Annotated in this window: 9 protein-coding genes; all 9 read left to right on the top strand. The window is 58.6% G+C overall.

Going from position 1 to position 13,210, the window contains the following annotated elements; genetic code table 11:
* The first annotated feature begins 4 nt into the window (after positions 1–4).
* The gene (gene nodC, locus ACVILL_RS04395) at positions 5–1,381 is read left to right on the top strand and encodes a chitooligosaccharide synthase NodC (protein WP_456728017.1); all 1,377 of its coding nucleotides are present in this window, start codon (positions 5–7) and stop codon (positions 1,379–1,381) included.
* 12 nt (positions 1,382–1,393) lie between these two features.
* Complete coding sequence (nodS, locus tag ACVILL_RS04390; RefSeq protein ID WP_456728016.1) at positions 1,394–2,023, top strand: nodulation methyltransferase NodS; 630 nt, start codon at positions 1,394–1,396, stop codon at positions 2,021–2,023.
* A 13-nt stretch (positions 2,024–2,036) separates the two neighbouring features.
* On the top strand, positions 2,037–3,746 hold the full coding sequence (gene nodU / locus ACVILL_RS04385) for a nodulation protein NodU (RefSeq protein WP_456728015.1): 1,710 nt from the start codon (positions 2,037–2,039) through the stop codon (positions 3,744–3,746).
* 1 nt (position 3,747) lies between these two features.
* Positions 3,748–4,668: a nodulation factor ABC transporter ATP-binding protein NodI gene (gene nodI / locus ACVILL_RS04380; RefSeq protein ID WP_456728014.1), complete on the top strand. Its 921-nt coding sequence runs from the start codon at positions 3,748–3,750 to the stop codon at positions 4,666–4,668.
* A gap of 3 nt (positions 4,669–4,671) precedes the next feature.
* The gene (locus tag ACVILL_RS04375; protein ID WP_456728013.1) at positions 4,672–5,460 is read left to right on the top strand and encodes an ABC transporter permease; all 789 of its coding nucleotides are present in this window, start codon (positions 4,672–4,674) and stop codon (positions 5,458–5,460) included.
* A 311-nt stretch (positions 5,461–5,771) separates the two neighbouring features.
* Positions 5,772–7,787 carry a carbamoyltransferase family protein gene (locus ACVILL_RS04370; protein WP_456734159.1) on the top strand — a complete coding sequence of 672 codons (2,016 nt, stop codon included), beginning with the start codon at positions 5,772–5,774 and terminating at the stop codon, positions 7,785–7,787.
* Positions 7,788–7,969: 182 nt separating this feature from the next.
* On the top strand, positions 7,970–9,076 hold the full coding sequence (locus ACVILL_RS04365) for a nodulation protein NodZ (protein WP_456728012.1): 1,107 nt from the start codon (positions 7,970–7,972) through the stop codon (positions 9,074–9,076).
* Positions 9,077–10,251: 1,175 nt separating this feature from the next.
* Entirely contained in the window at positions 10,252–11,088 is an 837-nt protein-coding gene (locus tag ACVILL_RS04360) for an SDR family NAD(P)-dependent oxidoreductase (RefSeq protein WP_456728011.1), read from the top strand.
* 176 nt (positions 11,089–11,264) lie between these two features.
* The gene (nifA, locus tag ACVILL_RS04355; RefSeq protein ID WP_456728010.1) at positions 11,265–13,091 is read left to right on the top strand and encodes a nif-specific transcriptional activator NifA; all 1,827 of its coding nucleotides are present in this window, start codon (positions 11,265–11,267) and stop codon (positions 13,089–13,091) included.
* The last annotated feature ends 119 nt before the right edge of the window (positions 13,092–13,210 follow it).

The raw sequence follows: 13,210 nt of genomic DNA, 5'->3' as shown, positions 1-13,210 counted from the left end.
CCCTATGGACCTGCTCGCTGCAACCAGCGCCGTCGCGGTTTCGTCTTACGCGCTGCTCTCGACCATCTACAAAAGCGCCCAGGCGCTGTATGCGCAGCGGGCGAATACTCCATCGTTGCGGAACGATCTAGGACAATCTGCGCTGGCTCTGCCAAGTGTGGATATTATCGTACCTTGCTTCAACGAGAAGCCGGACACGCTCGCCCAGTGTTTGGATTCGCTCGCCAGGCAAGACTACGAAGGAGAGCTGCGGGTCTATGTGGTCGACGATGGCTCGGCAAATCGCGACGTTGTGGGGCCTGTACATAAGATCTATGCCAACGATGCGCGCTTCAGCATCATCTTGCTTGCCAGGAATGTTGGCAAGCGCAAAGCGCAGATCGCCGCAATACGCGGCTCCTCCGGTGACTTGGTACTTAACGTCGATTCGGACACGATACTGGCCGCTGACGTGGTCACCAAGCTTGCGGCGAAGATGCGGGACCCCGACATTGGTGCCGCGATGGGCCAGTTGGTAGCGAGCAATCGCAACGATACATGGCTGACCAGTCTGATTGACATGGAATACTGGTTGGCGTGCAACGAAGAGCGCGCGGCGCAAGCTCGCTTCGGTGCGGTCATGTGCTGCTGCGGTCCATGTGCGATGTATCGTCGCTCTGCCCTTGCCCTGCTGCTTGATCAGTACGAAACGCAATTCTTTCGCGGCAAGCCGAGTGATTTCGGCGAAGATCGCCATCTGACGATTCTCATGCTCAAGGCGGGATTTCGAACCGAGTATGTTCCGGACGCGATTGCGGCAACAGTTGTCCCTGACACTCTCGGGCCATACCTTCGTCAGCAGCTGCGCTGGGCGCGCAGCACCTTTCGCGATACGTTTCTCGCATTGCGTCTGCTGCCGGAACTCGATGGCTACCTCACACTGGACGTTGTCGGGCAGAATCTTGGCCCACTGCTACTCGCCGTTTCAGCACTGGCTGCGCTTGCCGAGCTTGCAGTCGGCGGATCTGTACCCTGGTGGACGGGCCTGACCATCGCGGCGATGACGATGGTTCGGTGCAGTGTAGCTGCACTTCGGGCGGGGGAATTGCGATTTCTCGGCTTCTCGCTCCACACACCGATAAACATCTTTCTTTTACTACCACTCAAAGCGTATGCCCTTTGTACATTGAGCAACAGCGATTGGCTGTCGCGCACGATCGTCAGCGAGCCGACTGAACGAGATGAGCGGGCGGTCCTGCCGGCGCCGAACAGTGCAGCAGGTCCTGTGGCTACAGGGGTGGCTTCTGGCACAATTCCGAGGCCGGTGGCTCCTCACCGTCCATCGCGCTTGGCGGCGCCGGGGAGTACTTGCGGTCGGAAACAATCGAGCGGGTATAAGTAGGTCGATCGGCGCATGACTGTGTACAAGAACCATCAATTACTGGAACGCGAGCTCGCTGTGGATGATCCATGGCATCTCGACAGCAGTGCGTTCGAGCAGGAACGGTACGCGCAAATACTCCGGATGTCGTCTTGCAATGGGGGTGTCGAGCATGCCCTCGAGGTCGGATGCGCAGCCGGGGCATTCACGGAAATGCTTGCACCGCGTTGCCAACGCCTAACGGTGGTCGATGTCATGCCGCAGGCGATCGAACGGGCGCGCCTGCGGACCGGGCATCGGTCACATATAAATTGGATAACCTGCAATATTCAGCAGTTTTCGACCACAGAGAAGTTCGATCTGATCGTCGTCGCCGAGGTTCTCTACTATCTCAGTGACGTTTCCGAGATGCACGCGGCGGTCCGCAACCTGGTGAGCATGCTTGCCCCAGACGGCGCTCTGGTGTTCGGGTCCGCGCGTGATGCCACCTGTCGACACTGGGGTCATGCCGCTGGTGCCGAGACGGTGATCTCTCTCTTCAAGGAGAGCCTGTTGGAGGTGGAGCGTCTGCACTGCCAAACCACATCGGTCAACGAAGACTGCTTGCTCGTCCTGTTCCGGAAGTCGGGGCAGTCGTTAAAACACTCAATTGTCGGTCATTAGATCAGGGGGTCGTATGCGCATCTGCGGCATCAAATTAACACATGACGGCGCAATTGCTCTCGTCGAGGACGGGCGGCTCGTCTTTTGCACCGAGCAGGAAAAGCGCGGTAACAACGCACGCTATCAATCCATCGACAACCTCGATGATGTCGTGCGTGTGTTGGCGGAGCATGGTCTTGATCCGCGAGACATTGATCAGTTCGTCATCGATGGCTGGGATGGAGAGATCGAGTCGCGGTTCCAGGTCCTTAGTGGGGCGGTGCCGATCACGCTGAAAGGGGGGCCATATGTCGAGCGTCATGCTGAGGGCCTTCTTGATTCCGTCGAAGGCTTTGGCCTGATCCTCGGCGACAAGGTCTTTCCCTATAAAAGTTTCCCGCACGTCACGGGCCACGTTGCGTCAGCCTATAGCACCAGCCCCTTTGCCAGTACCGGAAAACCCGCGTTCTGTCTGGTATGGGACGGCTCCATCTTTCCCCGCCTTTACTATGTCGAACCTCGCGGCGCGCGGCTCGTGGCATCCCTGTTTCCCATGATTGGCCAGGCCTATGCTGCCGCCGGCCTCCACTTCGGGCCTTACAGGCAGCCGAGCCGCACCAGTTGGGATTTGGGCATCGCCGGCAAGCTGATGGCGTACATCGCGCTTGGCTCTGTCGACGAAGGCGTTGTCGCAGTTTTTCAGGAGCTCTACGAGAAGCGCTTTGCCGCCGACACGGAGCAGGCTCGTCGCTACCGCGCAGACATCCACAATCCGGAAGCACTACTTTCGGCCACGCACGAGTTTTTCGAGGCAAGCGCATTGCGCCTTACGGGCAAACGAGCGGAGGACATCCTTGCCTCGTTCCATATGTTCCTGGAACGTCTTCTGGTTCGGGAAATCGCGATGGTTCTGTTGCAGCACTCCTCTCTTCCGGGCGCGCGAAATCTATGTGTGGCAGGAGGGTGCGGTCTCAACATCAAGTGGAATAGTGCGCTTCGCGCGACGGGCCTGTTCGATGAGGTGTGGGTACCGCCTTTCCCGAATGACAGCGGCTCGGCAATAGGTGCTGCTTGCGCGGCGATGGCGGCGCGAAATGGGTTTGGACCGTTGGAATGGTCTGTTTACAGCGGTCCGGCTCTGCAGGCCACCGAGGGGGTGTCGGAATGGGAGGCCGAGCCGTGCAGTCTGCGTGAGCTTGCCGCCATTCTCGCCGACAACAAGCCGGTTGTGTTCCTGTCCGGGCGCGCCGAGCTGGGTCCGCGAGCGTTGGGCGGCAGAAGTATTCTGGCGGCTCCGACGTCACCGGCTATGAAGGATCATCTCAACGACATCAAGTGTCGTGAGCACTTCCGACCGGTGGCGCCGATCTGCTTGGAGGATCGCGCGCCAGAGATATTCAACCCAGGTACGCCGGACCCCTACATGCTGTTCGATCATCAGACGAGGGCGGAATGGTGCGACAAGATTCCCGCTGTCATCCATCTGGACGGTTCGGCGCGACTGCAGACAATCTCCCGCAGCTCTCCACACAAAGTCGCTGAGCTTCTCGTCGAATTCGAGCGCCTTACGGGGCTTCCGTTGCTCTGCAACACGAGCGCGAACTTGAACGGGCGTGGATTCTTTCCGGACGCCGCGGCGGCCTGTCAATGGGGGCGCGTTGAGCATGTGTGGTGTGACGGCCAGCTTTGGACTAAGCCGGTCATAAGGAAGCAACCGCCGGCCAAACGGCTGCAGTCGGCCTAAGATGAGCATGTCCACGGTAGCAATCGACCTTGCCGGCGTCAGAAAGTCATTTGGCGGCAGAATTATCGTCGATGACCTGTCGTTCTCGGTTGCCCGCGGAGAGTGCTTTGGTCTACTCGGGCCAAATGGAGCCGGCAAGAGCACGATCGCCCGTATGCTCCTCGGCATGATCTCGCCGGACGCAGGCAAGATAATGGTGCTCAATGAACCTGTACCGGCGCGCGCTCGTGTCGCACGCATGCGGATCGGTGTCGTACCGCAGTTCGACAACCTTGAGCTTGAGTTTACCGTACGCGAGAATCTGCTGGTGTTTGGTCGCTATTTTGGCATGAGCGCCCGCAAGATCGAGGCCGTCGTACCGCCGCTGCTCGAGTTCGCGCGGCTCGAAACCAAGGCGGACGCACGGGTCTCAGAACTGTCGGGTGGCATGAAGCGGCGACTGACCTTGGCACGCGCGCTAATAAATGACCCGCATCTGCTCGTGATGGACGAGCCGACGACTGGTTTGGATCCGCACGCCCGCCACCTGATTTGGGAGCGTCTGCGAGTTCTACTGGCGCGGGGCAAGACGATTCTCTTGACCACTCACTTTATGGAAGAGGCCGAACGCCTGTGCGATCGGCTGTGTGTCCTCGAGGGTGGACGCAAGATCGCTGAAGGCAAGCCAGATGGGCTAATCGACGAGCATATTGGCTGCAACGTGGTCGAAATCTATGGAGGTGATCCACATCAGCTCCGCGAGCTGATCAGGCCCCATGCGCGGCACATCGAAGTGAGTGGAGAGACGCTCTTCTGTTATGCGCCATATCCGGAGCAGGTCCGCGTGCAACTGCGGGGGCGAGCGGGACTTCGTGTTCTGCAGCGCTCCCCAAATCTCGAAGACGTGTTTTTGCGGCTGACCGGGCGCGAGATGGAGAAGTGAGCGATGGGTGAAAGTTATGCGGCGGTGATGCCCACTAACGCGTACAACTGGATCGCGGTATGGCGTCGGAACTTCCTAGCATGGAAGAAAGTTGCGCTTGCATCGATTCTCGGCAACCTCGCAGATCCCTTGACCAATCTGTTTGGCCTCGGCTTTGGCCTTGGGCTGATCGTGGGGCGCGTTGAAGGGACGTCGTACATCGCGTTCCTGGCGGCAGGCATGGTCGCGACCAGTGCCATGACGTCCGCGACCTTTGAAACCATGTATGCAGCCTTTGCACGCATGGACGCCAAGCGTACCTGGGAAGCAATCCTCTCCACTGAGCTCACGCTTGGCGATATCGTTTTGGGTGAACTGGTGTGGGCGGCCAGCAAGTCCGTTCTGGCCGGAACAGCGATCGGGATCGTCGCTGTCACGCTGGGTTATGCATCATGGCTATCCATTCTGTATGCGATGCCAACAATCGCCCTTACTGGCCTTGTCTTCGCCAGCTTGGCCATGGTCGTCATATCTCTTGCGCCAAGTTACGATTACTTCGTATTTTATCAGACACTTGTCCTTAGTCCTATGGTGTTCTTGTGTGGCGTGGTCTTTCCGACGAGCCAACTGCCCGGCTCATTTCAGCATTTCGTCGGCTTGTTACCTCTCGCACATTCGGTCGACCTTATTCGCCCAGCAATGCTTGAACGCGGTGTCGACAGTGCTGTCCTGCATGTCGCTGCGCTCTGCGTTTACGCGGTCTTGCCCTTTTTTGCGTCGATAGCAGTATTTCGGCGCCGTCTGCTGCGTTAACGCGAGTTCAGCGAGAATGGAGAAATTCACAGTCAGATGCGCCGTGCGGTAGCTCGGGATGACCTGGTCTGTCGCAGCGGCCGCTGCAACGGACTTGAGAGGCCGCGATCGAGCAAGGTCTCTGGCCGTCCGTTCGGTCGATCGGTGCGGACGGCGGCACCGCTACATTCCGAGCGCCTGTCGCTAAGCGCCGAGACGGATTTGCAAAGTTGTATTGTGTTGTCTGGCCCGCGCACCCGACGGAGCGTGACCGCACAGATTGGATAGGTGGAACGCAGTTGTCGTTCCGCCATGATCAAATGGAGAGCTGGATGTTGTGCCTAGGAATAAGTGGCGGTCTTGACAGAATCTATGAAAGCTCGCCGGAGCTGCCGAGTACATTTCTTCACGATGGCGCTGCGGTTCTTGTGCAGGATGGCCGCGTGATTGCTGCCGTCGAAGAGGAGCGCCTCAACCGCGTCAAGCACTCCAACAAGTTGCCGAGCAACTCCATCCGATACTGCCTTTCTAGCGCAGGAGTTGAGCTCGGCGAGATCGACCGTATCGCGTTCTACGCGACTGAAGCCTACTGCAATACAATGCTCGAGCGTCTTTCTGTTTCCAAGCCCGTTCCGTTGGACGCCAAACTGTTGATGCGCCAGCTGCTGGCACGGGAGTTCGACGCCGAGATCGATCCGTCGCGGCTTTCCTTCGTAAGTCACCACGAAGCGCATGCCGTGAGCGCGTTTGCCATGTCGGGGTTCGAACAAAGTCTCATTTTTGCGATCGACGGTAGTGGCGATTTTCTCTCTGGCTTATTGGCGGTGGGGTCTGGCACCGAAATTGCGCAACTTGCAACCTTCCCGGAACGTAACTCCCTGGGGCTGTTCTATCTCGAGACGATCCGATATCTCGGCTACGGGTTGTTCGACGAGTACAAAGTGATGGGGCTTGCCCCGTATGGTGATCCCGCTCCCTATCGCGAACTCTTCGCGCAGTTCTACGAGTTGTTGGACAAGGGTGGCTATCGCGTTCACCTGGATCGGATCGCTCCGGCCCTGGTCCGCCACATCGAGGTTCGGCGAAAAGGAATGCCATTCACCCAACAACATCGAGATGTCAGCGCTTCGTTGCAGGAGGCGCTGGAGCGGATCGTGTTTCACATCCTGCGGCACCATCGTGAAGCGACAGGCATAGCACGCTTGTGCCTGGCTGGAGGGGTAGCCCATAATTGCACGCTGAACGGTAAGCTGCTTTATTCGGGGCTATTTGACGACATCTTTGTTCAACCCGCGGCGCACGACGCCGGTTGCGCGCTCGGCGCTGCATTGATCGTGTCAAATGAGCTGGGCAGGCCGGCGCCGCGCGAGCGACTGCCGGACGTTTATTGGGGGCCCGATCTCGGCAATGAGCAAGCCGTGGAGCGTGAGCTCAACGCATGGTCAGGCCACCTCGACATTCAACGAAGTGATGACATAGCATCCAGTGCGGCAGACTGGATAGCAAATGGCGCTGTAATCGGCTGGGTTCAGGGCCGCTCTGAGTTCGGCCCACGTGCGCTTGGTAACCGCAGCATTCTTGCCGACCCGCGGCCAGCCGATAACAAGAACCGAATTAACGAGATGGTCAAAAAGCGCGAGAGTTATCGTCCGTTTGCGCCGTCTGTACTGGTTGAGCATGCGAGCGAGTTCTTCGAGCTTCCAGGCGGCACGAGGGAGCTGCCGTTCATGAACTTTGTGGTTCGCGTGCGTGAAGCCCAGCGTAGCGTGCTCGGTGCGATCACGCACGTTGACGGGACCGCTCGGCTGCAAACGGTGTCGCGCGAGACAAACCCCGCTTATTGGGAATTAATCAACGAGTTCAAGAAGCGAACTGGAATACCGATTCTTCTAAACACGTCGTTTAACAACAATGCCGAGCCGATCGTTGATTCGGTGTCAGACGCGATCGTTACGTTCTTGACGACCGATTTGGACGGACTTGTGGTCGGACCGTTCCTGGTCAAGAAGCGGACGGCAACATTGCAGGATTGGAGCGCACTGGGCGTTTCATTGCCACCCTATGCATCGCTTCATCGTGTCCGCTCTCACGTAGCGGTAGATCGTCAGGAGACGGTCTGCGAGATCCGCACGGGACATTCCGCCTACGATAGTATGCGCATTTCAGATGAGCTTTTCGAGATGTTGATGCGGGTCGAGGGCGAGGCGTCGCTCGGCTGGCTGCTCGACGCAACCATGCTGGGCCAGGCCAAGCGTGAAGATCTCGTGAAGGAATTGCGGCTCGTGTGGGAGCTGCGAGGCATTCGTCTGCACCCGCCGCGCGCGGCTTGCGACCGCAATAAAGTGTAAAGCAAAACATAGCCGTAACTCATGAGCATGGCCATGCCTATGCCTGCATGTGAGGAGGCCAGGCCGTCCGACGCACGGAGGGGGCATCTCGCATCCGGCTGAAATCGGCACGTCGCCGCAACACCGCTCAAGAAAAGACGGAAAGTGTTGCGAGATCTCGGCCCATCACGGATAGCACTGATATGAAGTTCTACCGACGCAGCTCGCCGGCACCGCAATTTCAGACCGCGACGTCGGACGAGATGATACCCGAGATGTCTGCAATGGCGTCTTTTGTCCAACCAGGAGCCCGGGAGGAGGCCATGCAAAGCGGTTCGAAGAATGATAGGTTCGTAGTTTCCCGACGACGTACGGGATTCGGCGACTGCCTGTGGTCGCTGGCGGCTGCTTGGCGTTTTGCACAGCGGACCGGGCGGAACCTGGTCATCGATTGGCGGGGATCTTGTTATCTCGACCAGCCGTTCATCAATGCTTTTCCAGTGTTCTTTGAACCAGTTCAGGACATTGCCGGCGTACGAGTGATTTGCGACGACCAGATCAATCAGCGCTCGTTTCCAGGACCATTCTTCCCGAGTTGGTGGAATAAGCCATCGATCGACTGCGTCTATCGGCCGGATGAGCAAATTTTCCGAGAGCGCGACGAACTCGATCAATTGTTTCAAAGCCAGCAAGACAGCGATGCGAACACTGTCGTTTGTGACGCCTGCCTGATGTGGCGCTGCGATCAAGAAGCAGAACGAGAAATCTTTCGGAGCATCAAACCACGCCCTGAGAGTCAGGCCCGGATTGATGCCATTTATCGCGAGCACTTTGAGCCATACAGTATGATCGGCATTCATGTTCGACACGGCAACGGCGAGGACATTATGGGGCATGCTCCGTATTGGACCGATCCGGAGCGCGCCCTGCGACAGGTCTGTAATGCCATTGAAAGGGCCAGGGCGTTGCCGCACACAAAACCCGTGAGGGCGTTCCTGTGCACGGACAGCGCGCACGTCCTTGAGCAGGTTTCGGCGATATTTCCTGATGTTTTCACCATTCCCAAGCGCTTCAAGCCGCCTCAGGCCGGACCGTTGCACAGCGGGGCGCTCGGAGCCGAGGGCGGCTTTGCCGCCCTTACCGAAATGTATCTCCTTGCGCGGTGCAACACTGCAATTCGTTTTCCTCCGACAAGCGCTTTCACACGCTATGCACGCCTGTTTGCGCCACGCGTCATAGAGTTCGACCTAAACGATCCGGGCCGACTAATCTTGATTGAAGAAGCCTCCCAAGAGGTCGTGACGGCATGAACGTCGCCTCATTGATTTTGATGGCCGCTCTTTGCATCAAAAAGTGCTATCGCGTGGTTTCCGGGCGTAAAATCGTTGGCGAAGTGGCCCTTGGCAGCGAGGTTACCCTGGAGGACGCTAACCGTCGGGAGTGCGAAGCTCGACGTCGATCAACAATTGCCCCGCCGCGCTAAAAAGGTGCGCGCCAATCTCCGTCTTCGCCTCGCGCGAAGCTTGGGAATTTGGTTGGTCCTGACGTCGGACAAGGCTGCGCTCCCATATCACCGCGGCCGACGTTAGACGGGATGGTATGCATTGATGCTTGGTCCTTGGGAGGTCGAGCAGCGCCTCGCTCTGAAAAATGAGCCAACAGTGCCTCCTTTCCAGGACCTCGAAGGCGCGGGTGTGGCTTGCGACAGTCTGATGCCAGGAGCTTTCCGCCGTTGGCAGCTGAAGTGTAGAACGTAGAAGGTGCTGGGCCCGCTGAGCGCGCATCTTCGTCTTCCGCGGTCGCCGGAGCGATCTTGTGAGGGTGTCTGGCACGTGTGGCAGGGAGTATATTTGTTCACCAAAAGGCTAGGGAGAAGGAAGAATCATCGGGTCATCGGTCGCGGGTGAACCGGAATCGATCTCTCCGGCGTAGCTGAACTATCTGTTGGCCAGGATCGATTGGCGCAACAGCCCTCAAGGCCGTCTGTCGCTCGCTCGCCCAACTGACGCAGGCGCGACCGGGGACGCCGTTCAGACAATCGGCGCACCGGCTCACGATACGCGACAGCAATTCGCGGCGATGTGCGACTGTCAAACGGGCCAGTGCGTGACAGGTCGGGCAGCTGTAGGGAAATCGGACGTGCCAGGATGATAACGTCAGTTTCAGATCGCTGAACGGCGCGGTTAACAGGCCTGACCGTACCGACCGATCGTTGCTCCGCGACAAATGCTGCCCAGCTGTCGGATTCGCGGTTGCGCAAACAGGAAAGAGCGCGCGCGTCCAGGCCCGTATCCATCCAGGCAAGCGCGTGGTTCCGACATTTTTGTTGCTAACATGCCATTGTTGTCGCAAAGCGAATGCGCCGTTGCGAACCTGCCAAGCGTTCTGCGACACCAGGCCGCAAAGCCGAAGCGGCGTTGCCTCGGTTATGGTGGCCCAATTCCTGCTGGGAGTGCGCGAGCACGCAACAGGAGAGGAGGTGGGCGTGGGTCTCGATTTGCCAAATGACGATCTGATCCCGAGCCCGCTGCTGGCGATGCAATCGACTTGTCCGTTTCATGCCGATAAAGCCGGCGTGCATCGAGGAGAACGGAAGACGATGCTTCTAACCGGCGCATCGCGCGGAATTGGTCACGCTACTGCCAAGCTGTTTTCAGAAGCCGGCTGGCGTATCATTTCTTGCGCGCGCCAGCCGTTCGACGGCGAGCGCTGCCCGTGGGAATCAGGGAACGAGGATCATGTCCAAGTCGACCTCAGCGACCATCGAATGCTGCCGCGCGCGGTGAGCGAGGTGAAGAAACGTTTGAGCGGCGGAGTGTTGCACGCCCTGGTGAATAATGCCGGGATTTCGCCGAAAACACCTAATGGGGACCGGCTAACGTCCTTGACGACGTCCACCGAGACTTGGATGAGGGTCTTCCATCTCAATCTCGTGGCTCCGATCCTGCTGGCGCAGGGCTTGTTTGACGAGCTGAGAGCTGGGTCAGGATCGATCGTCAATGTGACTTCGATCGCCGGATCGAAGGTGCATCCGTTTGCTGGAAGTGCCTATGCGACGTCGAAGGCGGCGCTAGCAAGTCTCACACGCGAAATGGCACATGATTACGCGCCGCACGGCATTCGTGTGAATGCGATCGCTCCCGGCGAAATCGGGACGGACATGTTGTCGCCCGAAACCGAAGCGCGTCTTGTGCCCACTATCCCGCTGCGCAGAGTGGGAACGCCCGATGAGGTGGCCAAGGTCATCTTCTTCCTGTGCTCAGATGCTGCGAGCTACGTCACGGGAGCCGAGCTACCGATCAACGGTGGGCAACATCTGTGATCGGCCTCGCCTTGCGAGGCAGCTGACTTGAGCTGCAGCAGTGGAACGTGCGTTCTACGCTGACGTCGGGCATCCATTCCGCAAAAGAAACGCACTGAAAGTTTATCGTCGTGCCACGAAAAGCTGTTACGCTTCTACGGCGTCTCGTCAACACTTGGCCCTAGATCGAGAATGACATGCCTAACGAAGCTCGCAAACCAGAACAAGTCGCCAGGGAGGATGATCAAAACAACGGAGACCGCCTCATGCTGCATATCGCTTCCGCACGCGAAAGACCTGCCTCAGAAGTGGAGCCACAACGCGAGCTCTCCGTCGAGCCATTGCGCGAGAGCGCACTGACCGGCATCTTCGAAATATCGAAGATACTGACCGCTCCTTGCCGGCTTGAAGTTACCTTGGCCCACGTTCTCGAGGTTCTGCAATCGTTTGTGCAGATGCGACACGGCATCGTCTCACTGTTCGACGATGACGGGATGCCAGACATCACCGTGGGCGACGGCTGGAGCGAAGGCAGCGACGAACGGTACCGGGCGCGCTTGCCCCGGAAGGCGATCAACCAAATCGTCGCGGAGGACCGGCCTCTTGTCGCCGAGGATGTGGCAGCCGAGCCGGCATTCAGCGCTGCCGACCTCGAGGTGCTGGGCGCCTCGGATAATACACCCGTCTCGTTCATCGGAGTGCCAATTCGCATCGACACCAAGGTCGTGGGTACGCTGACAGTCGACCGTATCCGCGACGAAAGGTCGAGTCGCCGGCTCGATCACGACACACGGCTGCTTGCCATGATCGCCAATTTGGTGGGACAGACAGTGAAGCTGCACCGCTTGTTCGCCTGCGACCGCGAACGGCTGATGGTGGAGAAGGACCGGCTACAAAAGCAATTGTTTGAGCTTAGGCAACCTGCACGGGATCGTAAGAAGGTCCACGTTCATGGCATCATTGGCGACAGCCCGGCGCTCCGTGGGCTTCTCGAGAAGATCGCGATCGTAGCCAAATCGAACAGCACGGTTCTACTGCGCGGTGAATCCGGGACCGGAAAGGAACTGGTAGCCAAAGCCATTCACGAGTCGTCATCTCGAGCCAAGCGGCCCTTCGTCAAACTGAATTGCGCGGCGCTGCCTGAGACGGTCCTGGAGTCCGAATTGTTTGGCCATGAAAAAGGTGCCTTCACCGGCGCGTTCAGCTCGCGCAAGGGGCGCTTCGAGCTTGCTGACAAAGGGACACTATTTCTAGACGAGATCGGCGAGATTTCGGCGCCGTTCCAGGCGAAATTGCTGCGAGTTCTGCAAGAGCAGGAGTTCGAGCGCGTCGGCAGCAACCAGACCATCAAGGTCGATGTTCGTGTCATAGCAGCGACCAACAGGAACCTGGAAGAGGCCGTAGCAAAGAGCGAGTTTCGCGCAGACCTTTACTATCGGATCAGCGTCGTTCCTTTGCTCCTGCCGCCACTGCGTGAGCGGCGCAGTGATATTCCGCTGCTGGCCAGCGAGTTTCTCAGGAACTTCAATAACGAGAACGGGCGTACGCTGACCTTGGATGCGAGCGCGATTGATGTGCTGATGAATTGCGGCTTTCCCGGAAATGTCCGAGAGCTCGAAAACTGCATTCAGCGCACGGCGACGCTGTCCGCCGGGCCAGCGATCGTGAGAAATGATTTCGCTTGTTGCCACGGCCAATGTCTTTCCGCCATGCTGTGGAAAAGTAAATCGGAGGAGATGATCATGCCGGCGGTCCCGAGCACGCCGGTACTGGCTAAGTCGATCACTCCGCTACCTGAAGCGACCGCGCCGGCTCCGCCAGGCGGCAGCGAGTTGGCCTCGCTGGCTGCTCCTCCCGGCACGGTCCTCGTAAGTGGCGCGAAGATCGCCGATCGCGAGCGGGTCATTGCAGCCATGGAAAAATCTGGATGGGTGCAGGCAAAAGCAGCGCGCTTGCTGGGGCTAACGCCGCGTCAGATTGGTTACGCGTTGAGGAAATACGGAATCGAGATCAAGCGGTTTTGAGCGCAAGGATCTTGGCGTCACTTACCTGACGTGCCCGGCGGCTGCGCGGCGCTGTCGCGGCTTCGACGCATGTCGGTATTCGTCCCCTTACAAAACCGGGCCAGGTCGCTCGATCGGCT

This window comes from Bradyrhizobium sp. USDA 3364 (assembly GCF_054056355.1).
The sequence above is the reverse complement of the archived record's forward strand: the minus strand, read 5'-3'. Positions and strand labels throughout refer to the sequence as shown.